This window comes from Paenibacillus sp. CFBP13512, assembly GCF_005233705.1.
Taxonomy (GTDB): Bacteria; Bacillota; Bacilli; order Paenibacillales; family Paenibacillaceae; genus Saccharibacillus; species Saccharibacillus nuruki.
On record NZ_QGAD01000005.1, the window covers coordinates 314,173 to 340,633 of the forward strand.

A 26,461-nucleotide genomic window follows, 5' to 3' on the forward strand; every position below is an offset into this window, starting at 1 on the left:
TGATCAATATAAAAATAAGAGTGGACTAGGAGAGGTGAGAGATTACACATGAATATGAAAAAGAAGAGTTGGGTAACACTGCCTTTGATCGCTTTGTTAAGTATGAGTACATTACTTGCTGCTTGCGGTAATAATTCGAATTCAGCATCACCTACGACAGACGGTAATACTGCTTCAACAACGACTGGTAAGAAACTGCATATCGTGACTAGCTTTTATCCGATGCAAGAATTTACGTCTAAAGTTGCTGGTGATCTTGCAGATGTACAAGTGTTAGTACCAGCAGGTACAGAACCTCATGATTGGGAACCGACAGCTCAAGATATTGCTAAAATGACAGATGCAGATATGCTTGTCTACAACGGTGGCGGTGTCGAATCTTGGATTGATCAAGTAAAAGATACATTAGGCGATAGTGGCCCTAAATTAGTCGAAGCCAGTCAAGGTATTCAAATGATGGAGAGCACAGAAGAAGAGCATGAAGGCGAAGAAGCAGGTCATGCAGAAGAAGCTGATCATGCGACAGAAGAAGGTCATGATCATGGATCTCTTGATCCTCACGTGTGGCTATCTCCACTTCAAGCACAGACTGAAGTTCGCAATATTGAGACAGCTCTAACAACACTTGATCCAGATCACACAGCTGATTACAAAAAAAATGCAGATGCTTATATTGCAGAACTTCAGAAGTTAGATGCTGAATACAAAGCAAGTCTTTCTAAAGTGAAACGTAAAGACTTTATTACACAACATGCGGCATTTGCTTATCTTGCTCATGATTATGGCTTAACTCAAGTACCGATTGCAGGTCTTTCTCCTGAACAAGAACCATCCGCAGAAGCTATGGCGAAAATCGTAGATTTTGCGAAACAAAACGATGTTAAAACGATTTTCTTCGAAACGCTAGTTTCTTCAAATGTTGCTAAAACGATCGCTGATGAAATAGGTGCCAAAACCGATGTACTGAATCCTTTAGAAGGATTAACCAGTGCAGAAACATCTGCTGGTGAAAATTATGTATCTGTTATGCGTACCAATCTAGCAGCGCTTGAAAAAGCTTTAAACGAATAAAAAGTACTGCTATATCTCAATATGGACAGCTTTAATATGGAATTAAGCATAAAGACAGTTTCTACGATATTCCTGTAGAAGCTGTCTTTTTTTGCTATGTTAACAGATATGAGCATCTGCTAGTAGATGGCTAATCACATCCACTTTAAATCTTTTTATGAACAATTTTACATAATTTATAGGTAGGAAGATTGACTTCAAACGTAACGGGGTATAAAATAGTAAGTATAAGAACTAGAGAGTTTCGTGAGTACTATAAAGTTTTTGAGCGTTTCAATAGGGGTTAAATGTGTGAAAGTATAGTGCAGAAGAGGTTATTGATTATGGTAGAAGAACGGAAGCGCGTGATCCTTATCGCTGGAGGTCAGTTGTTTGCAGAAAAAGGTTATTTCTCAACAACGGTGCAGGATATTGCAGAGCAGTGCAATATGTCCAAAGCTTCGATTTACAAGTTATTTGAATCCAAAGAAGATATTTTGTTACACATTGTGAAGCAAATGCATGAAGAAATTTTGCTAGCGGCTAATCGATTACATTTTGAAGATCATGTATCACCTAAAGAACAATTTACTCAGAAGTTAGTGGTACAGTTTCAAGAGTTTGTTTTAAAGCATGAATTTTTCTTGGTGTTAAATCAGACAATGCCTCTTGAATTGAGTGCGCAGATTCGAGCAGCTATGTTGCAATTCAAGCGTACGATGTTGAACTGGCAGAAGGAAGCGATTCTTCAGGCATTTGGAGATAAGGTGGAACCGATTGTATGGGACTTATCCTTGTGCATGCAAGGAATCGTCAAAGAATTTATGTTTTTATTACGATGGAACAAAAATACGAATTTTGAGCTGTCTGCTTTATCTGAATTTGTTGTAGAAAGTCTAGAAGCCATGATTCAAAAGCATCTGAATCGAACACCACTGATTACCGAACAAATGGCACAGCAGTTTGATTTGTCTGACCCAGATGTACGACATAAGTATTTTGGCGAAAGTGAATGGCGCAAAATCATACGTGAACTCAGTACAGCGATTCATCAACGTTCACCTGAATCGATTCGCCCGGATCTGATAGCCGCTACCGAACGATTAAACACGGAACGTAAAAAAGCCATACCGCAAACCTTTATGATTGAAGCATTAATCGCATATTTACAGAAAAGGGAAGAGCTTCAGCAGGAAGTCGCTCAACTACAACATGTATATCGTGCAACATGGGAGGAAAAGAAACATGAATAATATTTCAACACCGAATAAGCCGAAATTAAATATTACGCTTATTGTCGCTATTATGCTGGCAGGTGCATTTGTAGCGATATTGAACCAGACCCTACTTGTAACAGCGTTACCGCATATTATGAGTGATCTTAATATTGATGCAACAGCTGCTCAATGGTTAACAACGATTTTCATGCTCGTCAACGGGATTATGATTCCAGTGACAGCGTACTTAATCGATAAATTCTCAACACGGGCGTTATTTATTACGTCTGTTGGTTTATTTGCGTTAGGAACACTTATTGCAGCCGTTTCGCCTAACTTTGGTACATTGTTAGTCGGTCGTGTTGTACAGGCAGCAGGAGCAGGTATTATTATGCCACTGATGCAGACTGTATTTTTAGTAATTTTCCCAAAAGAAAAACGGGGAGCAGCCATGGGGATGATCGGTCTGGTTATTTCATTTGCACCAGCGATTGGACCTACACTGTCCGGTTGGATTGTCGATTCCTACTCATGGCGTACACTGTTTTACATTATTTTACCGATTGCAGTGATCGACCTTGTGATAGCTATCTTTGCCCTCAAAAATGTAAGTGAATTGAGAAATCCAAAATTGGATATGACTTCAGTAACATTATCGACATTAGGATTCGGTGGTCTATTGTACGGATTCAGTAGCGCTTCTAAAGGCTGGAATGATCCTACAGTGATTATTAGTATTCTAGTCGGTGTAGTCAGTCTGTATCTATTTGTCACTCGTCAGTTCAAATTAAAAGAACCATTATTGGAATTCCGTGTATTTAAAGATCGCGTGTTTACAGTTTCAATGATTATTACAGTGATTGTATTTACAGCGATGATTGGTGCATCCACATTGATGCCTTTATATATTCAAAATGCTCGTCATATGTCAGCTCTACATTCAGGATTGATTGTTTTACCCGGAGCGATTCTGATGGGGATTATGTCGCCGATCACAGGTCGTATTTTTGATAAATACGGTGCTAAAGTCATCAGTACGATAGGATTGATCCTGATGGCAGGCGGAACGATTCCATTTGCTTTCTTAACATCAACTACATCGATTACTTACATCACGATTATGTTTACACTACGGATGTTCGGTATGTCGATGGTATTGATGCCAGTAACGACAGCAGGTCTGAATCAATTGCCTACCCATTTGTTATCTCACGCATCTGCGATGAACAATACGTTACGTCAAGTTGGTGGATCGATCGGAACAGCGGTGTTAATTACTATTTTGACCAATGCTAGTTCTTCATCTGCTCTATTAGGAAATAGCACTGAAAATGCGTTGATTCATGGTACAAATATGGCGTTCTTAGTAGCTTCTGGATTATCTGTATTAGCATTAATTTTAATCTTCTTCTTAAAAGAACCACCACGCAAAAAGACAGAGAAGCAAGAAGAGACAGCCAAAGCTTCTCCAGTAAATAGCAAACGCAAAACGATTTCTCAATCTTAAACAGTGCTTCAACATTAACTAACAATACCTATTGTGCAGAAAGGAATATGCTGTAGTAATAGGTATTGTTAGTATACTTAATTATTTTTAGTATATTACTTGCATAAAATTGAATTGGTTACTATAATATATATAGTCACATTAAATAATAACATGTACGATATAGAGAATAGGAGAGATAGCCTTGAATACAAAATATAAATCTTTATTTGAACCGTTCCAACTGAATGATGGTATTGAATTAAAAAACCGTATTGTTCTTGCTCCTATGACACATTTTTCTTCTAACACAGATGCTACTGTTTCTGATGCAGAGCTTGAATATTATGCACGTCGCACAGGTGGCGTAGGTATGGCTGTAACAGCTGTTGCTTATGTAACTAAAGGCGGTATCGGTTTCCAAAATCAATTTGGTGCTACAGGTGCTGAATTTACAGAAGGTCTACGCAAATTAGCAACAACATTGAAATCTAATGGTGCTAAAGCTGTTTTGCAAATTTTTCATGCAGGTCGTCTAAGTCCGGCTGAATTGGTTAATGGTGATGTAGCCGCTCCAAGTGCAATCGCAACAGATCGCACGAATGATGGTAGCGAAGCTCCAGCTCCTCGTGAATTGACAGCACAAGAAATCGACGATATTATTGTTGATTTTGGTAAAGCAACAGCGAATGCAATTGAAGCTGGATTCGATGGCGTAGAGATTCATGGCGCAAACGGATACTTAGTGCAACAATTCTTTTCTCCACATGCGAACCGTCGTGAAGATAAATGGGGCGGAAGCTTAGAAAAACGTCTAACGTTCCCATTAGCAGTAGTGGACGAAGTACAACGCGCAGTAAAAGAACATGCTAAAGGACCTTTCATCGTCGGATATCGTTTCTCTCCAGAAGAACCAGAAACTCCTGGAATCACAATGGCAGATACATTGGTATTGATCGATGCATTAGCTGAGAAAAACTTGAGCTACTTGCACGTATCTCTAATGGAATATGCTTCGACGCCACGTCGTGGTGTAGATGACAAACGCTCTCGTCTTGAAATTATTCAAGAACGTGTAGGCGCTAAAGTTCCAGTAATCGGTGTAGGTGCTGTTAACACACCTGAGGATGCATTAAATGTTATCAATACAGGTGCGCCACTAGTAGCACTTGGTCGTGAATTGATCGTAGATCCGGATTGGGTTGAAAAAGTAGAATCCGGTCGTGAGTCTGAAATCGATTATTCATTGACTAAACAAGACCAAGATCGTTTGGTTGTTCCAGATCCATTGTGGAATTCTATTATGACAATGACAGGCTGGTTCCCGGTTAAAGATGCAGAAGAATCTAGCACATTAACGAAGTAAGCTATAAATATACAGACTGTTCTTTTTCTGCTACGGTAGAAGAAGAACAGTTTTTTTGTGCGTTGGATTGATGACGATACAGAATAAAATAGAAGGAGCATGACGATGATCTATGATTACCATGTACATACAAATCATTCTTTTGATTCACAGGCGGTTATGAATGAAGTATGTGCAGAAGCGGTACGATGTGGCATCCAAGAGATTTGTTTTACAGAACATTATGCAGTTAATCCAGTACTGCCTACGTACGGGCATTTGAATTTTGAACATTATATACATGAGATTGAAAACGCTCGTGAGCGATATGCAGGGCAGTTGAAGATTAAAATAGGAATTGAATTGTGTGAACCTCATCATATGAAGACACAGTATCAAGCAGCATTAGCTAATCAACCACTCGATTTTATTCTAGGATCTGTACACAATATGGATGAGCGTAAATTAAGACTTTTTCTAGCGCAAGAAGGTATTAATCATTATGATCTATATTTTAAAGAAGTATTAAAAATGGTAGAGTGTGCAGATATTGATGTGATGGCTCACTTGGATTTATTAAAAAGATATGCAGTAGGAACGGTAGGCAATTACAAGTTAGAAGATCATCAAGAAGTTATTGAAGCGATACTACAAACAGCGATTGCACGCAATATTGGTATCGAGATTAATACATCAGGTTGGCGAAGTGGGGTCGATCAATCGTTTCCCTCTTCAGAAGTATTGCAGTTATATCGACAGTTAGGTGGAGAGTTACTCACACTTGGTTCCGATTCTCACTTTGTAGAACATACAGGAGCAGGTATAGCAGATGCGATAGCGTTGGCGAAACAATGTGGATTTCAGTCGATCTATACGTATCACCAAAGACAACCTCAAGCTATAGCCTTAGATTAAACATTTTATCAGGATGCAGGCTACAATAAATAGATAGGGACTAGGTATGAATAGACTACTGATATCATGCTTTAGATCAGGGTAATACGATTAATTCAAATAGATATAAAAAAAAGAAGCTCAACATCGACAAGAGTAATACTCTCGATGTTGAGCTTTTCATATCATGCAATACAATATTCTTTAATGATACCTTACACAATCGGTTCTAAATAGGATAACTGAAGCACGATTGTATTACTGACTATACGTATTGCCTTGCTCATCTACATAAACAGATTTTACAAGAGTACGGCGGTACGGGTAACCTGCTTCTGTATATCCATCGATATCGGTTGTAACGACATAAATAGAAGGAGTATTCGCTACAGGCGTAGTTACCGATTCTTGAGTAGTCATTGAGCGGTTAGCACGCTCGGTAGGTGGTGCAAGCTTAGTGCCATCTGGATGATAATAGTTCACCGTGTAATTCAGGTGAGTACGTTGTTCGTCCAGACCTTCGGTATTGACGTTCATACGTAACTGATTATTGCTAAGATTAGTTTTGAGTTCTGCTTGCTCTGCACCCGGTGTATACACAGCAGTCATAAGATAAGCACCTTTACTTGCACTGGTCGCTTGTACTTTCCATTCTCCTGCTTCAGGTTGCTGTAGTGTAGCGATCTGATGATAAGCTCCTGGGAAAAATTCATCATCTGGATTCGATTGTACGTTAATATGTTGCTTTTTCCCACTTGGTGAAATGAATTGTAAATCAGTTAGTGGTTGATCACTGAGCCAATCGAGCGAGATCGTTTTAACATTGTTTTCTACAGTTAATGTCTCATGCGCTACACCTTGATGTTCTCCGCCCCGAATATAATATTGTCCATGACCGTCTTCAGAGTTCACGTTATATGGATCGACAGGAGGAGTCGATTGTGAACGGCTTGGCATAGTTGGATTGGTGACCGATGGCTGGGTCTGATAGGTGTTTTCTGTAACAGAAGCAGGTGTTTTGAGACTGGCTACAGCGGCAGGAAGAGTACCGATATATGATTTGAACAGATCAAATGTGGATGAACCTGTACGTACTGTTTTATGATTCCAAGCTCCGGACTGAATCAAAGTTGCGCCGGGCAATAGAGCGCTATCTGTAGTCACTACACCATCGTTACTACCGAACAGCGATAAGTATGAACCGCCAAAAGTATATGAAGCTTTACCAGAACCCGACCATTTGTTACCACTCATTGTGTAAAAAGGAACTTTGTTTACATCAGGGTCTTTTGCCATTTCAGATCGAAAATAATCCATATAGGAGGTCTGAAGTGAACTGGTACCCGGACTTTGTGATCCAACAAGATCGGCAAGCCATCCAGCCCAACTGCTATAAGCAAGATCTGCTAATTGAGAACCATGATGAGGTGTACTGAGTGTAATGACACGAGAAACATAAGGATAAGCATTGTAACGTACCAATGCGGATTGAGTATCTACTCCGCCTTTGCTATGAGCGACAATGACTACTTTTTTGCCAAAGTATTTGCTGATTTCTTGAATTTTGGCGGCAAGCAATTCTCCATCTTTCCACATATCTTCCGGTGTACCTGTAATATCATACATATTGATAAAAGCCGTTTGATATCCATTTTTGTAAGCATACTCATACATATCATTATCTTCATACCAGATATTGGCTTTGCTGGTTAGACCATGAACAAACAAAATCGCAGGCTTGTTCGGAGAAACGTTGGCAGGCGTCTGCCCTGTTGCCCAAGCCCCGGGAGAAGGAGCAACAACAGGAGTGGTAGGAGCCATCCATGCTTGTTGTGGTAAAGCCGTTAATCCTAGAATAACTGTAAAAGATACCCCCAAAATCGTATGCTTGATATTCATTATATTCCTCCTGTAATGTGGTCTGGATAATGATATTATCCTTAAGCAAATTTTAATTTCTAAATATTAGAAACGATACTCATTTATGTATAAAATATTTTTACAAATCGATTCTATATATTGGAAAATTAATACATAATTGATCGACGGTTAATACAATAATGCTTATTGAAATAAAAATTTTAAGTTTTTTGCGTCTGAAATGAAAAGATGAGAGGTATATTTCTGAGAATCTGGTTATAATAGAATTCGTAAACAATCCAAATTCACTTCGGACGATAGCTAAAGGGTCATCCATTGTTAGTGATCGATCTCAATAGAATGATCAACATCAATAGGATCGCTGCTATAATCGTCCCGGCCGTTCATCTCTAATGAACGAAGATTGGGTTTGAGAAAGTATGTAACAAAAAGTACAAGCGCAGAGAAAGAAGGGGCAAAGTGCATGAATAAGTTAGAAATGTTGCAAAATCCAAAACAGCGTAAATTGCTGGTCAGTGCTGGATTTAGCTGGATGTTTGATGCGATGGAAGTAGGTATGATTTCATTTATCGCTGCTGCACTGGCAAAAGATTGGAATCTAGCACCGCAACAAATCGGTTATCTGACCAGTATTAACTCGGTTGGTATGGCTGTAGGTGCTGCCACAGCAGGATATCTAGCCGATCGTTATGGACGTAAGTCGATTTTGTTGTGGACCTTGTTGATCTTCTCTATTGCGAGTGGATTATCTGCTCTAGCCACAGGATTCGGCATACTGTTAGTGTTACGGTTTATCGCAGGCTTTGGATTAGGTGGAGAACTCCCAGTAGCTTCTACATTGGTGTCTGAATCGGTATCTGTACAAGACCGCGGACGAGCTGTTGTATTACTGGAAAGCTTCTGGGCACTCGGTTGGATTATTTCAGCGGTCGTTGCTTACTTTGTTATCGCACAATATGGCTGGCAATGGGGCTTTATTATAGGGGCTGTACCTGCGCTGTATGCGTTATATTTACGCCGGGCGATTGAAGATTCACCGAAGTTTGTTAAAGGTGGAGCAGGCAAACGTGCTTCTTTTGTAAAAGGACTCGCAGATATCTGGAGTAGTGAACATCGCCGTACTACGATTATGGCGTGGATCTTATGGTTTACAGTTGTGTTTTCTTATTATGGTATGTTTTTGTGGTTACCATCTGTGATGGGATTGAAAGGTTTTACATTGATCAAAAGTTTTGAGTACGTGCTTATTATGACATTGGCACAATTGCCAGGTTATTTTACAGCAGCTTATTTTATTGAGAAATTTGGACGTAAATTTGTATTGATTGTGTACTTAATTCTGACTGCTGTCAGTGCTATCTGGTTCGGATTTGCGACAACAACAGCTTCGCTTTTGATGGCTGGTATTTGTTTATCCTTCTTTAATCTGGGTGCATGGGGTGGATTATATGCGTATACCCCTGAATTGTATCCGACCAAAGTACGCTCAACAGGCGTAGGGATGGCTGCTGCATTTGGACGTGTCGGCGGGGTTATCGCTCCATTTCTAGTCGGGATGTTAGTCGGTAAAGGGGTAGCTATTAGTACGATCTTTACGATCTTTTTTGTTACGATTCTGATCGGTGTAGCGGCAGTTGCTTTTCTAGGTAAAGAGACCAAAGGATTAGAATTAGATTAATCGGTTAGGGGAATCATAATGAAATATTCGTTTATGACTGATATGGAACTTCTGCTAGCTTATGAAGGCATTCGTAATACCAAATCTCGTTATTGTCGGCTGATTGATATGAAAAAGTGGGATGAATTAGGGAGTGTATTTGCTTCGGATGCAGTAGCTGATTTTAGTACAGAAGGCAATCCGATTCCTGTGTTAGAAGGTCGAGATACGATTGTCAAAGTGTTCAAAGACCTTGTGCATCCTGCGGAAACGGTACATCAGGTACATAGTGCTGAAATTGAAATGATTTCTGCAACCGAAGCGAAAGTCTTTTCGCCGATGGAGGATTATGTGACATTTCCAGAAGGAAGCGAAAATATTTCTTTTCACGGGTATGGTTATTACGAAGAGACATTCGTAGCGATCGAAGGTCAATGGTATATTCAGCATACAAGGTTGGATCGCTTGAAATTTGATGTGATCTAGTCGGTTGAGCAAGCTTACAGGGATGGTATTGTTCTTGTAGCTTGTAATTAGGAACATAAAAAGCCTCTATAAGCTGGAACTATAGAGGCTTTTTATGTTGAATTTTTTACGAAATGAGTTGTTGATCTGGTGCGAACAGTCTGTCTATTTACCCTAATCATTGCTAATATGTTCGGTATATTAGAATTAGTGGTCTATATCCTCGAAGATAGATAAGATGAATAAAGCAAACTTATGTTTCTAATCATCGTCACTGAACAGTTCATCCAGCATTCTTTTCGGATTTTCCAGAAATCGTCTAGTGATCTGGTAATGGTCGGTATCTTGATAGTGAATAGGCTCTAGCCGATCTTGATCGAAGCTGATAATCTCAGCATCAGGGTAGCCGAGCAGAATCGGCGAATGGGTCGCAATAATAAACTGCGAGCGTGGCGAAAGGTCTTTAATAATCCTCATTAAAGACAGTTGTCTGGCAGGAGAGAGAGCGGCTTCAGGCTCATCTAAGAGATAGATAGATTTTTCGCGCGCATGGGTAAACTTTTGCGTGAACAAGGTTAAAAATGATTCTCCATGCGATTGATGATGAAGAGACTTACCACCATAATTTTTAATACTGTCTACATCATCAATATGAGAAGCAAACTGGTAAAAAGATTCGGCTCTCAGGAAAAAGCCATTTGTTAATTTGGGGAGCCATGACAAACGCAAATAGTCCCCCAAAGCAGATTCGGCTTGATCGACTTCATAACTGTTATTACGCGAACCTCCTGCTGTATGAAATCCACATTGATACGCTATTCCTTCCAAAAGCGTTGATTTCCCTGACCCATTTTCACCGACAAAAAAAGTAACTGGATGATCGAAATGAAGCTGATCCAGACGCTGAATAAGAGGAAGCGAAAAGGGATAGGTATTGAAATCTACGATTTTGTCTTTTAGCAATGTAACTCGTTTAAGAGACATGATGAAGTACTCCTTTTGATTAGACATATATGAGTGATACATATCGAATCGTTGAAATGAATAAAAGTGCAGTAACCTATGAGTACAAATAAGCAATCATCAGGCACTACACTTATAAGACGTACACAAAGGTATTTTTGATACAAAATGTAGATATCATAGTACCGTTTATTACAAAAAATCAGCTAAAATCTGATCTTGATCTAATGGCGTAATCACTTTTGCATCGGGTAACAGTGTCTTGTGGTTCATCGAACGCATCAAAGCATCCTGATCCAACTCTGCTGTGAAAATGATATCAGCTTCTTCAACATGTGGAGTCAATGTTCCATGAGCCTCAGCGTGAAGATGGAACAACTGATACAGATTCGGTCGAATCAATTCAGTCATCGCTCGTCCGATCAGTGCAGAGCTCATCCGGTTTGTTGCAATATTATTAACATCATCAGGATAATGCTCCAGAGCAATATCTGTCCACAACATTTCACGTTGTTCTACATCGACAATAACTGGAATACAGATACGGGAATTAGCCGCAATATCTATACGATTTTGCACAGTAGATGCTTCAAAGACTTCACCGGATTGTGGCACTTGACGCATCATCCACCCTGCATAACATTCAGGTAAATCTTTGAATACTTGTGATGTAAAAGCATTCACAGACATCTGAATATAGCGCACTCCCGATTCTCGGACAGAAGGAAGATGCAAGTCGATATACTCTGCTGCCCCTTCAGGAGCTGTAACAATATCCCCACTATGAGCCGCTAAAAAGTGATCGGAACGTAGATTCATATAGGAAATATGCTCTATTCGTTGCCATTGATCATCATACAGAATAGCAGATAGATCAATATCTACGCGATCCGTATGTACACCATTTACCCATCCTTCTTTCCACCATACAAAAAAGCGCAAGGTATCGCCTTGATTCAGTGTTATCCATGAACCACGTGTTAATGTACGTAATGACTTACTAGCAGAACGTACACCTAAAGGTACAAAATGTCTTTTCAACTGAGGATCGATATAGATTTGTCCCAGATCTGGCTGTTCAGCAAATTTGTCGATCAATGCTTGCTTTGTGACTGCAATAATTGAAGACGTTACCTGTTCAGTTAAAGGAACAAGAGGTTGAGTAGATACAAATAGCTTAGCTGTATTGCCTTTTGGGAAAAAGTGACGTCTAGGTAAGGTAGAAGAACGCTTTTCAAAATGAGCCAGTACACTTAATAAAATAGGTGTGGCTACTTCGGGAGCGATCATCCGATATCGATTCAACAAAGCCTCCATATCAACACCACTACGAATCAATCGATCTAGACGACGTACAAATTCACCTGGACGCTGACTTAATAGCTCTAAGATATGCTGATCCTGATGAGAAGCAAAAGCTTGTTCCACTTGGGAATAAAATGTTTTTGGACGATCTCCATGGCGCAGAGCATCAAAATATATCGCTGTTTGTGGAAAATGTTGACGGTATTCGCCCGGGTGAAGTCTTTCGCCTAATCGAATCCATCTGCCTTCATAACGGAACATATCTTCCAGCGGGTTACTGATATTTTCCAACAAGGCTAGGATTAATTTCCGCTGAGCACGTGAAAAAGAAACAAATCGAGTATTTGTTGCAAGACTCACATCCCCATTAGACAAAGCAGTAGCGATGCGCAAAACATCGGTAGCTGTCTGCACATGAGTATATAGCCAATCTTTATCTATTTTACTCGCAGAAATTAATGCTGCGATAAAGATAGCAGCATTCTCTTTATTAGGGATCACATCAGGTGTACTTTGTTGCCAGTGAGGTTGATGATTCGCAAACCAGATCAAATGCTCACGACTTGTTACAGGAAGTGCAGAGACCGCACGAAGTAAATGTTCACATATTTGGGCAAATTCTTCTTCTGTTCCTAAATGAATCACACGTAAAGAGACTTGATCCAATAGCATAATCTTCGGTTGTTCATCTTCAGGGGTACTATGACTCTCAGGTAAAATGCCTGTCCAATAATGAATAAGAGCGTTTATGTATAGCTGTGCATCTGACATTTGCATCACTTGATCGGGGAATCGAGGGTACATCATCCGATAATTCCGTTCAAAACCTGTCATTTCACAGAGTTCTTTCACTAATTTCTTATACCACGCAGTAAAAGTAGTTACTGACCATGTATTTAATATATCTAATACTGCTGGCGAAAATGTAAACCCTAGCGGTTCTAAGTTGGTCAAAGCTGTAGCTAATACATTAGCAGGTAATGAAGCTTCTTGTTGCTGAGTATGTAAAATTACTTTTAATTCACGTTGTAAATAAATCGAAAATTGATCCATCGGCGATATTCACTCCTTAAGCGCTTAATAGGGTAAGCACCAACCATTGTTATACAAAAACAAATAAAAAAATCAGGAAACAGGTGTCCCTAATAAAGCAGCAGTTGGATTAGAAGGAAGGGGCACCATAGCCTGATTGTTCTTATTATAAGGAAGTTAAAAATGAAAAGCAAACGTTACCAACTTCATTATATCTTCATTCACATTTCAGACATAAATTTAAAAATAGTACACTATTCAGACAAAAAATGTTTTATAATGTGCTCATGCAGGTAAAAAAAGGTAATACTTATATTCTTTTTCAAAGATATCGATCTATGCTTTGGAAAAGACTAAAGTAGAAGCAATGATAAGATGTACACCTGTGTATTATTGTTCATTTGGAATACAGCAAGTTCATACTTTTTCGAAAGGCGGACTATCCATGGCAGACGATAATCAGAAGCAACCGCAAGCAAGTGAACATGAAGAAGAATTAACGTTAACGAATCGTCAGGGACATCCGGTTACTGACAATCAGAATGTAAGAACCGTAGGTAATCGAGGTCCGATTACGCTAGAGAACTACAACTTTTTAGAAAAAATCTCTCATTTTGATCGGGAGCGTATTCCAGAACGTGTTGTTCATGCTCGAGGCGCTGGAGCACATGGCGTATTCGAAGCATATGGAACAGCTGGCGATGAACCGATTTCCAAGTATACTCGTGCCAAACTTTTTCAAGAAAAAGGGAAGCAAACGCCTGTTTTTGTACGCTTTTCAACAGTGGTACATGGCAATCATTCACCTGAAACATTACGTGATCCGCGCGGATTTGCGACAAAATTCTATACCGAAGATGGTAACTGGGATCTAGTCGGTAATAACTTAAAAATATTCTTTATTCGTGATCCTTTGAAATTCCCTGATATGGTTCATGCCTTTAAGCCTGATCCTGTTACGAATGTACAAGATATGGAACGCTTTTTTGATTTTCTGGCAAATAGTCCAGAGTCTACACATATGGCAACATTCCTCTTTTCTCCATGGGGAATCCCTGCGAACTACCGGCAAATGCAAGGTTCCGGTGTAAATACCTACAAGTGGGTCAACAAAGACGGAGAAGCCGTATTGATCAAGTACCACTGGGAACCGGTAGAACAAGGGATTCAGAATCTAACGCAAGAACAGGCGAATCAAGTGCAAGGGTTAGATTTTAACCATGCGACAGTCGATCTGTATGATGCGATTGATCGTGGAGAATATCCAGAGTGGGAATTGTGCGTACAGATTATGAGCGATGATTATCATCCTGAGCTGGACTTTGATCCGCTTGATCCGACCAAGTTATGGCCAGAAGATCAATTCCCATTTCTTCCAGTCGGCAAAATGACACTGAATCGTAATCCAGTAGACTATTTTACTGAAGTCGAGCAAGTGGCGTTCGGTACTGGGGTACTGGTAGATGGATTAGACTTCTCGGATGATAAATTGTTACAAGGGCGTACATTCTCTTATTCGGATACCCAGCGTCACCGGGTAGGAGCGAACTATCAGCAATTGCCGATCAATGCACCGAAGTCGAATGTCGCTACCAACCAATCCGGCGGGCAAATGCGTTATGAGCCAGACACAGCACCGAAGCAGAATCCTCATGTAAATTATGAGCCTTCTTCTCTGGGTGGTCTGAAAGAAGCTCCCAAAGCAGGTGCTGATCATGAGCCTCATTATTATGATGTGAATCTAATGCGCCAGAAGCTAGATCGTCCTAACGATTTTGCACAAGCAGGAGAAACGTATCGTAACTTTGAAGATTGGGAACGTAATGAGCTAGTAGCCAATATTGCAGCAAATCTAGCGCAATGTGCTGATGTGATTAGTGATAAATTTATTGCAAATCTACAACAAGCGGATACCGAGTATGCACAGCGTGTAACAGATGAATTAGCTAAAATTAAAGCTGATCCTTCGAACAAACCGTTACATCGTGCCAACAAAGCAGCCAAATTAGCCCAAGAAAAAGGTCATGATGCTAAACCGTACTAATATGTACGAACATGATAAGCTTTTATAAATAAGATAAAAATCAAGTTATCTGTAAGCTCTCTATCGTTTTCGCTGATTAGTGCGGGACGATAGAGAGCTTTATTTATGTTCATATATAGTCGAATAGAGCAGAGATTATATACTAATCGTTTAGTCTACTATGAGAAAGGTTTAATGATAAGCAAGACGATATACATATAGCAAAGGCGGAGAATACAATGAAAATTATTATTACACGTGAAGAAGCTGTTCAAAAAGGAATATGGGAAAAAGTAATGCAGATGTTCGGTGTGGATCAAGATGATGATACGTATGCCAATGAACAGTTTATTTTGACCGAGGAACAAGCCAAACAATTGCAATTAATCTGATCGTCTAAGATACTATCTAATGATAGTAGATCAATCAGCAAAGCAGAGATCTAATAACTATTTTAAACTTCAAAAAGAAAGGCTACTCTTTTCGTTAAGAGTAGTCTTTTTTATTGGCAATTATCTCTGTATGTTTATATTTCCAAAATAAGTTATAAAAGGTATTATGAACCTGAAACCTAGTTGAAAGAAATGTTGTTATCCTTAAATATGTAAGCGTTATCTTTTTGAGAAAGTTTACTTTATTCGAAGGAGTGTTGGCATGAAAACATGGAAAGTGCTAGGAACAACAGCGATGGTTACTGCTTTATCTTTATCCATTGTAGGGATAACTTCTGCGGAGGCGAATACGATCTCTTCTACATCTGTAAATGATCTAACCTCATCTAGCTCTACAGAATTAGCATCTGCTACAGCGGCTATTCCGGCAGGAGCAATCGTTGTGGATCAGAAAGGTTCAGGTCAGTACCAAACGGTACAAGCAGCCATCAATTCGATTCCAGCTAACAATAATCAACAGAAAATAATTTATATCAAAAACGGTACGTATACTGAAAAATTAACGATCACTCAACCCCGGATTACATTACAAGGAGAAAGTACGACAGGAACTATTCTTAGCTACAATGCCACCAATGCCAGTAGTGGAAGTACAACCAATAGCGCAAGTACTACGGTCAAAGGCGATTATTTTCAAGCCAAAACGATTACTTTCCGCAACAATGCAGGGATCAATGCTGGTCAAGCTGTAGCTTTTTATAATAATGCAGACAAAGCGGTCTATACCGATGTTCGTTTTCTAGGGCATCAAGATACAGTCTATACACCGGGTACAGGCAGGCAATATTTCAAAAACTGTTATATTGAAGGAACGGTTGATTTTATTTTCGGATCGGCGACAGCTGTATTTGATCAATGTCAGATTCATAGTCTAGGTGCAGGCTATGTTACTGCTGCTTCTACAGGTGCAGATACGAAGTATGGCTATGTCTTTTTAAATAGTCGTCTGACCAGCAGTGGAACAGCCAATCAATCAGTATACCTCGGTAGACCGTGGCGTCCGTATTCAGCAGTGACGTATATCAATACCGATATGGGAGCTCATATTCAACCTACAGGTTGGGATAACTGGCGTGATCCAGCGAATGAAGCAACAGCTCGTTATTATGAATATGCAAGCAAAGGTGCAGGCGCGAACAACAATGCACGCGTGAAATGGGCAAAATTCTTAACCAATGAGCAGGCAAAAGCAATCACTATCCAAACGGTACTTGGTGGAACAGATCAATGGAATCCTACACAAACGAATTAGAATGATTCTTTTAGATCAGATCATCCTATATCAATATCGACTTATCCTGTTTTTGTAAAAAGGAGTCTGGCATTCTGCTTGGTAGAGGATGTTCAGATTCCTTTTTTGAGTTGTCACCAAAAGTACATATCAAAAGCAGATAATACAAGCTTTTTTTGGGTAAAAAAAGAGTATAAACCCGTTGTTATATGTTATTTAAAAAGATACATATCAACATTGGCATAATAGAGAGCAGACTGTAATCACAGATAAAGGAGTGTTGGAATGGAATATTATCGTCAGGAAGTTGATCAAGTACTTGAGGAAGTGGAAAGTTCGACACAAGGATTATCGAATCAAGAAGCGAAGCAGCGTATTGAGACGCAAGGATACAATGAACTCAAAGGTAAAAAAAAAACATCAACATGGAAGCTGTTTTTAGAAAATTTCAAAGATCCCATGGTTATCGTATTATTAGCAGCTGTAACTGTGCAACTTATATTAGGGCAATGGGTAGAATCGATTATTATTTTCTTTGTGTTAATACTGAATGCGATTATCAGTGTTGTACAGACACGCAAAGCAGAAAGTTCGATTGATGCACTGAGGCAAATGTCTGCGCCTGAAGCTAAAGTGATTCGGGATGGAAAAAAGCAAAGTATCGAAGCTAGAGAATTGGTCAGTGGAGATATTGTACTTCTCGAAGCAGGAGATTATGTACCTGCGGATGGACGCTTACTAGAATCAGGTAGTCTCAAAGTCGATGAAGGGATGCTTACTGGAGAATCCGAAGCTGTAGATAAGCATATTGATCTTATTCATGAGGAAGCGCCTATTGGAGATCGCCGCAATATGGTGTTTAGCGGTTCACTGGTCGTGTATGGACGGGGCACAGTTGTGATTACAGGAACAGCATTAAATACCGAAATAGGTAAAATTGCTGGATTGATCGAAAGTGCAGAAGCCAAGCAGACACCACTACAACGTAAGCTTGAAAGCTTTAGTAAAAAATTAGGTATATTTATTTTACTGCTATGTATCGTTATTTTTGGCGTAGAAGCAGGTCGGATCTGGTTTTCAAATGAAGTAGTCGATATGACAGCAGCTATCTTGAATGCATTAATGTTTGCTGTGGCGGTAGCAGTAGCAGCTATTCCAGAAGCTTTATCGTCTATTGTTACGATCGTGTTATCTGTTGGAACCAATAAAATGGCAAAACAACATGCTATTATTCGCAAATTACCTGCGGTTGAATCACTTGGTTCTACCAGTGTTATCTGTACCGACAAAACAGGTACCTTAACACAAAATAAAATGACGGTAGTTGATTACTTTCTACCAGATGGAAGTACCGATGATTTCCCGGATGATCCTCAGCAATGGTCGGAAGGCGAACGCCGATTACTGCATATCGCTGTATTATGTAATGACTCGAATATCAATGATGAGGGTAAAGAGTTAGGTGATCCTACAGAAGTCGCTTTGATCGCTTTTAGTAACAAAAAGAATAAAAACTACAACGAAATTCGTGAAGAATTTCCGCGTCAAGGTGAGCTCCCATTTGATTCCGATCGCAAACTGATGTCTACAATCCATATGTTTGATGATCAAAAGGCAATGCTGACTAAAGGTGGGCCGGATGTGTTAATCGGTCGCTGTACACAAGTATTTGTAGGTGATAAAGTCGTTCCACTGACAGACGAGATTCGTGAGCGTATGCAGACTGCTAACGAAGACTTTTCAAATCGTGCTTTGCGAGTGTTAGCGTATGGATACAAAATTATTCCTAATGATCAGACTCAAGTCGGTATAGAGGATGAGCAGGAGCTTATTCTTGTTGGGCTAAGCGCTATGATCGATCCACCGCGTGAAGAAGTGGCTGGTTCGATTGCAGAATCCAAAAAAGCAGGTATCCGCACAGTAATGATTACAGGGGATCACAAAACTACAGCGCAAGCGATAGGTAAAGATATCGGTCTAATGGATGATCAAGATATTGCGGTTACTGGTCAAGAACTGGATCAAATGTCTGAGCAGGAACTCGACCATCAATTGGAGAAAATTGCTGTCTATGCACGTGTATCTCCTGAAAACAAAATCAGAATCGTTCGTGCGTGGCAGAAAAAAGGTAAGATTACAGCTATGACTGGAGACGGTGTCAATGATGCACCGGCACTCAAGCAAGCCGATATTGGTGTCGCTATGGGTAGCGGAACAGATGTAGCTAAAGATTCAGCAGCGATGATCCTGACCGATGATAACTTTGTATCTATTGTCAATGCAGTAGGTGTAGGTAGAACAGTATTCGATAATATCAAAAAAGCGATTGCCTATTTATTTGCAGGCAACTTGGGTGCGATTATAGCGATTTTGTTCGCTTTGATTATGGATTGGATCAATCCTTTTACAGCGATTCAATTACTGTTTATCAATTTAGCGAATGATTCTCTACCTGCGATTGCATTAGGCATGGAAAAAGCAGAACCTGATGTGATGAGCCGGAAGCCAAGAGATATAAATGAAGGTATTTTTGCAGGTGGAACGATGCAGGCTGTGATTACACGTGGTGTGCTGATCGGTATTGCAGTGATTTTGTCACAGTATATTGGCTTACAACACTCACCAGAAATGAGTGTTGCGATGGCATTTACAACATTGATTCTAGCAAGAACATTCCAGACTTTTGCTGCTCGTTCCAATGTACAGACCGCATTTGGAGTAGGATTGTTTAGCAACAAATATGTATTGGGTGCAGTAGCCCTATGTCTGTGTCTATATGGAGTCACATTACTTCCAGGGGTACGCGATATTTTCTCTATTCCTGTAGAGTTTGGTGTACAGCAATGGGCTGTAGCTACAGGGCTTGCGTTAGGAGCAGTATTGTTGATGGAAGTGGCTAAATGGATATGTACTAGAGTGACAATGAAGCAACAATTGAACAATGCTTGAGATCGATAGAAGAAGCATGATAGATAGTGTTAGAACCAAGAAGAAGGTGAAGCGTATAATACGTCTCACCTTCTTTTTCATTGATTAAGATAGGGGATAAGGTTTATTTGTCCTGTACAGCTATGGTAAAATGAAGATGGTAATATAAAATCCATTTTTGAGATAAAAAGGAATAAATAAAAAAGCGCATTATAAGTACTGGAGGTGAACACTACTTATGTTAAAAGGTAAAAATATAACAGGTAGGCTCATAGCCGTGATGTATTGCTTGGTGATGTTTGAACTTTTAGTTCGAGCACCAGAAGGTCAAGTTGCACATCATCCAATGTGGTATTATTCGATGATTCCATTAGGAGCAGTTGTTATTTACACTATTTTCGATAAATTTATTAAGTTTGATTTCTTTAAAGAAGACGAGCGATAATGACCGACAAAAAAACAGCCTGTTATCAGAGCAGATAAATGCTTGATTACAGGCTGTATGTTTTAACAATAGAATATATCAACAATTGCTAAATGATGCTGTATAGATTAAAAGGATGTCTGAAAAAGATTACTCTTTATCAGATTTATCGTCATCTCCAGCTGCTTTTGGAGAAGGTTTGGCTGTCCATTCATCGGCTTGTGTCTCGATATTGGAGCCATCCTCTTTTCTCTTTTTCTCCATCAGTGTATCTTCTGAATGAGTTTCGGGTTGTTTGTTTTCTTCTGTCATGATTAACTCCTCCTCGTATTGAAATCAGTATAGTGTTCCTTTCTATATATACCCGTTCTCGCTTTGGACAAACATTGTTTTGGATTTGATTGTGATCGACTATTGATTCTGCCATAATAAAATCAAGTGATGGATTGATATTCTTTTTTATGAAAGCGTTATATTTCTAAGGAGGAGATCAGATGAAAGATATACATATTGGCATGATTGGGTATAAATTTATGGGGAAGGCGCATAGCAATGCATATCGCAGTCTACCGATGTTTTTTCCAAAAGCAGCAAAGCCTCACATGTCTGTTATCTGTGGTCGTGATTCCAAGCAAGTGGAACAAGCCGCAGCGCAATTCGGTTGGGCAGAATATGTAACAGATTGGCAAGATTTGATCGCTCGTCCTGATATTGATCTGATTGATATTAATGCACCGAGTAATATGCACAAAGAAATTGCGTTAGCAGCCGTACAAGCGGGTAAACATCTCTTTTGTGAGAAACCGTTAGCTTTATCACTTGCTGATTCACGCGAAATGTTAGAAGCCGCAAATCAAGCAGGAATTGTGCATATGATTGGGTTTAATTATCGTTTTTCACCTGCGGTACGATTAGCGAAGAAGTTAATTGATAGCGGGCGGTTGGGAGAAATTCGGCATTTTCGCGCATGGTTTCTTCAAGACTGGTTGCTTGATCCTCATTTCCCATTAGTCTGGCGTCTGCAAAAAGAAATTGCCGGTTCTGGTTCTCATGGTGATCTTGGCGCTCACTTAATAGACCTTGCGCATTATCTTGTAGGGGATATGGAAGAAGTGATCGGAATGAGTGAGACATTTATCAAAAAGCGTCCCCTAGCCACCGAAATGACAGGCTTAAGTGCTAAAGGAAATCAAAATGGTCCACAAGGTGATGTAACGGTCGATGATGCGACATTATTTATGAGTCGATTTGTAAATGGAGCTTTAGGCAGTTTTGAAGCCACTCGATTTGCAGCAGGGCATCGTTCGACCAATTCATTTGAAATTAATGGCAGTCTGGGTAGTGTAAAGTTTGATTTTGAACGAATGAATGAATTAGAAGTCTACTTTACATCAGACGAAGCAGATACACAGGGATTCCGCCGGGTATTAGCAACAGATGATGTTCATGATTATATGGATGCATGGTGGCCACCGGGACATACGATTGGATTTGAACATACGTTTATTCATGAAATGTTAGAGCTGGTTAATGCTATCACTGAAGAACGGCAAGCTTCGCCTAACTTTGAAGACGGAGTGAAGTGTCAGGCAGTATTAGAAGCAGTCGAACGTTCGATTGAAGAGCGTCGTTGGATCAATATCGCTGATATGTAGAACTACAGCAATGGGCAAGACCATTAGCGATAAAAAGGAGGGACATTCGATGACAACTCACTGGGATGAATCACAAGTACCTGATATGCAAGGCAAAACGATCGTTATTACAGGCGCCAATAGTGGTATAGGATACGAAGCGACTCGTATACTGGCTGGCCGCGGAGCAGAGATTATTATGGCTGTACGCAATTATGAAAAAGGTCAACAAGCCCTTCAAAATATTCAGAATGTTCATCCTACCGCCAAATTACAATTAATGCGTCTGGATCTGAGTGAATTAGCCAGTATTCGTAATTTTGCTGAAGAGTTCAGACAGAAGCATCATCAATTATCGATTTTAATTAATAATGCAGGTGTGATGATGCCTCCTTATAGCCGCACTCAAGATGGATTTGAGTTACAATTCGGTAGTAATCATTTAGGGCACTTCGCATTGACAGGTTTACTATTACCTCATCTGCTTGCTACGCCTTCGGCTCGAATCGTAACATTGAGTAGTATTGCGGCGTATGCAGGTAAGATCGATTTCGATAATCTGGATGGCAGCAAAGGATATCGAGCATTTAAATTTTATAGTCAAAGTAAGCTTGCTAATATGCTATTTGCTCGTGAATTACAGTTACGTCTAGCACAGCATCAAGCGGATGTGATCAGTGTGGCTTGTCATCCAGGGTTTACACATACCAACTTGGCTTCACGTGGTTCAGGCAAGCCTGTGAGTGGCATATTTGGATTGTTATCTCGTTCTTTCGGACAACCTGCATTAATGGGTGCTTTGCCTACCTTATATGCGGCGACTTCTCCAGCAGTACATGGCGGAGAATATATAGGGCCAGATGGTAAAGGTGGACGCAAAGGATATCCCAAGTCAGATGATCATATTGATAAGCTATATCAAGCCGATCTTTCTAAGCAATTATGGACGCTGTCTGAATCATTGACCGGTGTTCACTACGAATGGAAGCAACCTGAATTTGCATCATTTTCATAATTTTTGCACCATCCATTAGAATTCTAAGGAGTGTTAAAGATGAGAAAAGCATTGATCGTATGGGGTGGCTGGGATGGGCATGAGCCTGAACAAGTCTCTCGCATATTTGCAGATATACTGGAAGAAGCTTCTTTTGAGGTAGAACTAGCGAATGATCTAGAAGCTTTTAGAGATGCCGATAAATTACTTGGGCTTGATCTGATCGTACCTGTATGGACGATGGATGACATTGAACAACAATTAGTAGATCATGTCTCTGCGGCGGTGCAACAAGGTACAGGACTAGCGGGTTGTCATGGAGGCATGTGTGATGCTTTTCGTAAAAATGTCGATTGGCAGTTCATGACAGGAGGACAGTGGGTAGCACATCCCGGAAATGATGGAGTAGAGTATACCGTCAATATCAAGCCAATCTCCAGTCCGCTTGTTGAAGGAATAGCTGATTTTCAAGTGAAATCAGAACAGTATTATCTTCATATTGATCCTGCTATAGAAGTGCTGGCGACGACAACTTTTCCAATCGTAGATGGTCCACATCGTCTTAATGGTCAAGTACAGATGCCTGTCGCTTGGACAAAGCGATGGGGTACAGGCAGAGTGTATTACAACTCGCTAGGTCATCATGCCGATATCGTAGATATGCCACCTGTCAAAGAAATGATGCGTCGTGGATTATTATGGGCAGCCGATGGTAAGACGAGAGCACGGGCAGAAGCGCAAGCTACAGGTCAAGTCTATTCAGGTATGGCAGATAGTCAGTAAAAGTTGTTATTCTGCGAAAGCGTACTATCTATTTATAAAAAGGAACTTCCAAAATCAATATCACCATACTAAGCCATTGTACAAAATGCTTTATCAGCATATGACTCTGTTTATTCTAAGAGAAATAGACTGAAGCAAATACAATGGCTTTTTATATGTCAATTAAGTAGTTAATAATCTTTATAAGATTATATTATTTTCCGTAAAATTTTGAGTAAGCGTTAACATTTTTAAAATGTAACCCGTTTATTTTTGTTTATAAACTTTTCAAACGTATTCAAAGATGATATACTCCTATCAAAGCAAAACAAACATATCCAAATATCTATCCAAACTTATTCATTAATGGAGGAATATCATGATACCGAATCAGTGGAACACAGGACAGGTTGCAAAGATTACAGAAGGTGTAGATCAACTGGTATATCGTTCTAATCTTATTGGTTCAGATCGCCGTGTATGTAACTGGGGTGGAGGTAATACATCTAGCAAAGAAATCACAACAGATTTTCGAGGTCGTGAGATTGAAGTGATGTATGTCAAAGGCAGTGGTTCTGATCTAGCGTCGATGGAAGCCAAACATTTTACAGGATTACGACTTGATGATATTCGTCCATTATTTGAAAAAGAAGAAATGCCTGATGATCAGATGGTGGCTTATCTCGCCAATTGTATGATCGATGCCAAAGCACCTCGTCCATCGATTGAGACATTATTGCACGCATTTTTACCGTTCCAACATGTCGATCATACCCATCCTGATTCGATTATCGGTCTGTGTTGCGCAGATAACGGCAAAGAAATAGCTCAAGAGATTTTCGGAGATACCTTTGTCTGGGTTCCCTATATTCGCCCGGGATTCACATTGTCCAAAATGATCGCTCAAGGCGTACTGGATCATCCCAATGCTGAATTGGTCTTGATGGAGAAGCATGGTCTAGTCACATGGGGAGCTACACAGGAAGAATGTTATGCCAAAACGATTGAAATGATTAATAAAGCTGCAACCTATATCGAACAAAAAGCTTCAAAACAACCGTTATTCGGTGGCGAGAAAGTTCAATCTCTAGAAGCTAACCAACGCCGTGAACTGGTTGCTCACATTATGCCAGCAGTACGTGGAGCAGTAAGTGACAGCAAGCGGATGATTTTAACATTTGACGATGCTGAAGATGTACTTTCTTTTGTAAATGCGAACGATGCAAGTCGATTATCCCAAGTAGGCGCGGCTTGTCCAGATCACCTTGTACATACCAAAATGACACCCTTATTTATTGACTGGCAACCAAGTGCTGAAGATCATGAAGGACTCAAACAAGCAGTCATTCAAGGCATTACCAATTATAAACAGAAATATCAAGATTACTTTGAACAAAATGCACATGAAGGCGATGTGATGTTCGAAGCCGCACCACGAGTCATCTTAATTCCGGGAATCGGTATGATCAATACAGGCAAAAGCCATGCGATGTCTTTAGTCAGTGGAGCATTATATCATCGTGCGATTGCTGTGATGCGTGGAGCGACTTCACTTGGACAATTTGTGTCCCTGAGCGAATCAGAATCATATAATGTAGAGTACTGGCCGTTAGAATTATATAAATTATCGCTTGCACCTGCCGAAACGGAATTTTCACGCCAAATTGCTCTCATTACAGGTGGAGCAGGAGGAATCGGAAGCGAAACGGCTCGTCGACTGGTAAGTGAAGGTGCTCATGTAGTGCTAGCAGACTTGAATCTGGAAGGTGCACAAAAAGTAGCAGATGAGATTAATGCTCAATACGGCCCTCATCGTGCACTGGCTGTCCAGATGGATGTCACCAGTGAAGAACAAGTCGCTCAAGCATATGCAGAGACAGCTATTCATTATGGTGGAATCGATATTATTGTAAACAATGCAGGTCTTGCCACTTCTAGTAAATTTGAAGATACCACACTCAAAGAGTGGAATCTGAATATGAATGTTCTGGGTACAGGCTACTTCTTGGTCGCTCGTGAAGCTTTTAAAGCGATGAAAGAACAGGCACTAGGCGGCAGTATGATATTTATCGGCTCCAAAAATTCAATCTATGCAGGCAAAAGTGTAACCGCCTATAGTTCTGCCAAAGCACTAGAAGCTCATCTTGCTCGTTGTATCGCAGCAGAAGGTGGCGAACACGGCATCCGTGTCAATACTATCTTACCTGATGCCATTTTACAAGGATCAGCGATCTGGAATTCTAACTGGCGTAACGAACGTGCCGCCGCTTACGGGATTGAACCCGATCAATTAGAAGAACACTACCGCAAACGCACTACATTACTGGTCAATATTTATCCAAAAGATATCGCTGAAGGCATCGCCTTTTTCGCTTCATCCAAAGCCGAAAAAACAACAGGCTGTATGCTAACCATCGACGGCGGTGTCCCAGCCGCATTCACCCGTTAAGCTGTGCAGTTAAGAGGCAACCCAATTAATTATAAAAATCAAAATCATACTTTTAAAATCGTAACAATAAATAAACTCATTCTTATCATTCAATAATAGGTATAATATGGAAATAAATATATAAAACTATACGAATGTATACTTTTATATATCCCACAACAATAATGGCAAACTATTCAAATCTATACGCAATACCTAATAAGCATTTCTAAAAATAAAATTAAAACTCTATCTCAACAAAGCACCCTAAGTAACTCTAAATGATCTCC

20 protein-coding genes are annotated in these 26,461 nt (G+C 40.0%); 16 read left to right on the forward strand and 4 right to left on the reverse strand.

The genetic code is table 11. The features are described 5' to 3' along the window. The first annotated feature begins 48 nt into the window (after positions 1-48). From PaeCFBP13512_RS10145 to PaeCFBP13512_RS10165, 5 genes are all read left to right on the forward strand, one after another. Positions 49-1,071: a metal ABC transporter substrate-binding protein gene (locus PaeCFBP13512_RS10145; protein WP_069325900.1), complete on the forward strand. Its 1,023-nt coding sequence runs from the start codon at positions 49-51 to the stop codon at positions 1,069-1,071. Between the two features lie 323 nt (positions 1,072-1,394). After that, complete coding sequence (locus tag PaeCFBP13512_RS10150) at positions 1,395-2,303, forward strand: TetR/AcrR family transcriptional regulator (protein ID WP_161594249.1); 909 nt, start codon at positions 1,395-1,397, stop codon at positions 2,301-2,303. After that, on the forward strand, positions 2,296-3,774 hold the full coding sequence (locus PaeCFBP13512_RS10155) for an MDR family MFS transporter (protein ID WP_137222841.1): 1,479 nt from the start codon (positions 2,296-2,298) through the stop codon (positions 3,772-3,774). The genes PaeCFBP13512_RS10150 and PaeCFBP13512_RS10155 overlap by 8 nt, the downstream gene beginning before the upstream one ends. Before the next feature lie 184 nt (positions 3,775-3,958). Then, positions 3,959-5,119, forward strand: a complete 1,161-nt coding sequence (locus tag PaeCFBP13512_RS10160; RefSeq protein ID WP_069325903.1) for an NADH-dependent flavin oxidoreductase — start codon at positions 3,959-3,961, stop codon at positions 5,117-5,119. Positions 5,120-5,224: 105 nt separating this feature from the next. Continuing rightward, entirely contained in the window at positions 5,225-6,013 is a 789-nt protein-coding gene (locus PaeCFBP13512_RS10165) for a histidinol-phosphatase HisJ family protein (protein WP_137222843.1), read from the forward strand. A gap of 237 nt (positions 6,014-6,250) precedes the next feature. On the opposite strand, the gene PaeCFBP13512_RS10170 is transcribed toward PaeCFBP13512_RS10165, so the two are convergent. After that, entirely contained in the window at positions 6,251-7,891 is a 1,641-nt protein-coding gene (locus PaeCFBP13512_RS10170; protein ID WP_137222844.1) for an esterase/lipase family protein, read from the reverse strand. A gap of 445 nt (positions 7,892-8,336) precedes the next feature. On the opposite strand from PaeCFBP13512_RS10170, the gene PaeCFBP13512_RS10175 reads away from it, so the two are divergent. Both PaeCFBP13512_RS10175 and PaeCFBP13512_RS10180 read left to right on the forward strand, forming a co-directional pair. After that, on the forward strand, positions 8,337-9,551 hold the full coding sequence (locus PaeCFBP13512_RS10175) for an MFS transporter (RefSeq protein WP_137222846.1): 1,215 nt from the start codon (positions 8,337-8,339) through the stop codon (positions 9,549-9,551). 18 nt (positions 9,552-9,569) lie between these two features. Next, on the forward strand, positions 9,570-10,016 hold the full coding sequence (locus tag PaeCFBP13512_RS10180; RefSeq protein ID WP_069325907.1) for a nuclear transport factor 2 family protein: 447 nt from the start codon (positions 9,570-9,572) through the stop codon (positions 10,014-10,016). Between the two features lie 240 nt (positions 10,017-10,256). Here PaeCFBP13512_RS10180 and PaeCFBP13512_RS10185 read toward each other — a convergent pair whose 3' ends face one another. Both PaeCFBP13512_RS10185 and PaeCFBP13512_RS10190 read right to left on the reverse strand, forming a co-directional pair. Further along, complete coding sequence (locus PaeCFBP13512_RS10185; protein ID WP_069325908.1) at positions 10,257-10,979, reverse strand: AAA family ATPase; 723 nt, start codon at positions 10,977-10,979, stop codon at positions 10,257-10,259. A gap of 171 nt (positions 10,980-11,150) precedes the next feature. Further along, entirely contained in the window at positions 11,151-13,316 is a 2,166-nt protein-coding gene (locus PaeCFBP13512_RS10190; RefSeq protein WP_137222848.1) for a TerD family protein, read from the reverse strand. A 424-nt stretch (positions 13,317-13,740) separates the two neighbouring features. Between PaeCFBP13512_RS10190 and PaeCFBP13512_RS10195 the strand changes: the two genes are divergently transcribed. The 5 genes from PaeCFBP13512_RS10195 (at position 13,741) to PaeCFBP13512_RS10210 (ending at position 20,374) form a co-directional block, all read left to right on the forward strand. Continuing rightward, positions 13,741-15,339, forward strand: a complete 1,599-nt coding sequence (locus PaeCFBP13512_RS10195; protein ID WP_069325910.1) for a catalase — start codon at positions 13,741-13,743, stop codon at positions 15,337-15,339. A gap of 218 nt (positions 15,340-15,557) precedes the next feature. After that, a complete protein-coding gene (locus PaeCFBP13512_RS23375) occupies positions 15,558-15,710 on the forward strand; it encodes a hypothetical protein (RefSeq protein WP_193555948.1) in 153 nt (50 codons plus the stop codon). Positions 15,711-15,972: 262 nt separating this feature from the next. Further along, a complete protein-coding gene (locus PaeCFBP13512_RS10200) occupies positions 15,973-17,022 on the forward strand; it encodes a pectinesterase family protein (protein ID WP_241669341.1) in 1,050 nt (349 codons plus the stop codon). 264 nt (positions 17,023-17,286) lie between these two features. Then, complete coding sequence (locus tag PaeCFBP13512_RS10205) at positions 17,287-19,950, forward strand: cation-translocating P-type ATPase (protein ID WP_137222850.1); 2,664 nt, start codon at positions 17,287-17,289, stop codon at positions 19,948-19,950. A 217-nt stretch (positions 19,951-20,167) separates the two neighbouring features. Next, positions 20,168-20,374, forward strand: coding sequence for a hypothetical protein (locus PaeCFBP13512_RS10210; protein WP_069325912.1), 207 nt, complete (start codon positions 20,168-20,170; stop codon positions 20,372-20,374). Positions 20,375-20,503: 129 nt separating this feature from the next. Here the strand turns inward: PaeCFBP13512_RS10210 and PaeCFBP13512_RS23380 are convergent, their stop codons facing one another. Then, positions 20,504-20,665 (reverse strand): hypothetical protein, encoded by a 162-nt coding sequence (locus PaeCFBP13512_RS23380; protein ID WP_175425104.1) that lies wholly within the window; start codon positions 20,663-20,665, stop codon positions 20,504-20,506. Between the two features lie 182 nt (positions 20,666-20,847). Here PaeCFBP13512_RS23380 and PaeCFBP13512_RS10215 point away from each other — a divergent pair, with 182 nt between their 5' ends. The 4 genes from PaeCFBP13512_RS10215 to PaeCFBP13512_RS10230 all read left to right on the forward strand — a co-directional run bounded on the left by PaeCFBP13512_RS10215 (position 20,848) and on the right by PaeCFBP13512_RS10230 (position 26,192). After that, positions 20,848-22,008 carry a Gfo/Idh/MocA family protein gene (locus tag PaeCFBP13512_RS10215; RefSeq protein WP_137222852.1) on the forward strand — a complete coding sequence of 387 codons (1,161 nt, stop codon included), beginning with the start codon at positions 20,848-20,850 and terminating at the stop codon, positions 22,006-22,008. A gap of 49 nt (positions 22,009-22,057) precedes the next feature. Continuing rightward, positions 22,058-23,002: an oxidoreductase gene (locus PaeCFBP13512_RS10220; protein WP_069325914.1), complete on the forward strand. Its 945-nt coding sequence runs from the start codon at positions 22,058-22,060 to the stop codon at positions 23,000-23,002. 39 nt (positions 23,003-23,041) lie between these two features. Then, entirely contained in the window at positions 23,042-23,764 is a 723-nt protein-coding gene (locus PaeCFBP13512_RS10225; protein WP_137222855.1) for a ThuA domain-containing protein, read from the forward strand. Positions 23,765-24,122: 358 nt separating this feature from the next. Next, the gene (locus PaeCFBP13512_RS10230; RefSeq protein ID WP_137222857.1) at positions 24,123-26,192 is read left to right on the forward strand and encodes a bifunctional aldolase/short-chain dehydrogenase; all 2,070 of its coding nucleotides are present in this window, start codon (positions 24,123-24,125) and stop codon (positions 26,190-26,192) included. The last annotated feature ends 269 nt before the right edge of the window (positions 26,193-26,461 follow it).

Excerpts from the sequence above, each read along its gene's own strand:
- PaeCFBP13512_RS10200 (WP_241669341.1), top strand. The coding sequence starts at position 15,973 with ATGAAAACATGGAAAGTGCTAGGAACAACAGCGATGGTTACTGCTTTA.
- PaeCFBP13512_RS10225 (WP_137222855.1), top strand. The coding sequence starts at position 23,042 with ATGAGAAAAGCATTGATCGTATGGGGTGGCTGGGATGGGCATGAGCCT.
- PaeCFBP13512_RS10195 (WP_069325910.1), top strand. The coding sequence starts at position 13,741 with ATGGCAGACGATAATCAGAAGCAACCGCAAGCAAGTGAACATGAAGAA.
- PaeCFBP13512_RS10210 (WP_069325912.1), top strand. The coding sequence starts at position 20,168 with ATGTTAAAAGGTAAAAATATAACAGGTAGGCTCATAGCCGTGATGTAT.
- PaeCFBP13512_RS10145 (WP_069325900.1), top strand. The coding sequence starts at position 49 with ATGAATATGAAAAAGAAGAGTTGGGTAACACTGCCTTTGATCGCTTTG.
- PaeCFBP13512_RS23380 (WP_175425104.1), bottom strand. The coding sequence starts at position 20,665 with ATGACAGAAGAAAACAAACAACCCGAAACTCATTCAGAAGATACACTG.
- PaeCFBP13512_RS10190 (WP_137222848.1), bottom strand. The coding sequence starts at position 13,316 with ATGGATCAATTTTCGATTTATTTACAACGTGAATTAAAAGTAATTTTA.
- PaeCFBP13512_RS10155 (WP_137222841.1), top strand. The coding sequence starts at position 2,296 with ATGAATAATATTTCAACACCGAATAAGCCGAAATTAAATATTACGCTT.
- PaeCFBP13512_RS10215 (WP_137222852.1), top strand. The coding sequence starts at position 20,848 with ATGAAAGATATACATATTGGCATGATTGGGTATAAATTTATGGGGAAG.
- PaeCFBP13512_RS10220 (WP_069325914.1), top strand. The coding sequence starts at position 22,058 with ATGACAACTCACTGGGATGAATCACAAGTACCTGATATGCAAGGCAAA.
- PaeCFBP13512_RS10180 (WP_069325907.1), top strand. The coding sequence starts at position 9,570 with ATGAAATATTCGTTTATGACTGATATGGAACTTCTGCTAGCTTATGAA.
- PaeCFBP13512_RS10205 (WP_137222850.1), top strand. The coding sequence starts at position 17,287 with ATGGAATATTATCGTCAGGAAGTTGATCAAGTACTTGAGGAAGTGGAA.
- PaeCFBP13512_RS10150 (WP_161594249.1), top strand. The coding sequence starts at position 1,395 with ATGGTAGAAGAACGGAAGCGCGTGATCCTTATCGCTGGAGGTCAGTTG.
- PaeCFBP13512_RS10185 (WP_069325908.1), bottom strand. The coding sequence starts at position 10,979 with ATGTCTCTTAAACGAGTTACATTGCTAAAAGACAAAATCGTAGATTTC.
- PaeCFBP13512_RS10230 (WP_137222857.1), top strand. The coding sequence starts at position 24,123 with ATGATACCGAATCAGTGGAACACAGGACAGGTTGCAAAGATTACAGAA.
- PaeCFBP13512_RS23375 (WP_193555948.1), top strand. The coding sequence starts at position 15,558 with ATGAAAATTATTATTACACGTGAAGAAGCTGTTCAAAAAGGAATATGG.
- PaeCFBP13512_RS10165 (WP_137222843.1), top strand. The coding sequence starts at position 5,225 with ATGATCTATGATTACCATGTACATACAAATCATTCTTTTGATTCACAG.
- PaeCFBP13512_RS10175 (WP_137222846.1), top strand. The coding sequence starts at position 8,337 with ATGAATAAGTTAGAAATGTTGCAAAATCCAAAACAGCGTAAATTGCTG.
- PaeCFBP13512_RS10170 (WP_137222844.1), bottom strand. The coding sequence starts at position 7,891 with ATGAATATCAAGCATACGATTTTGGGGGTATCTTTTACAGTTATTCTA.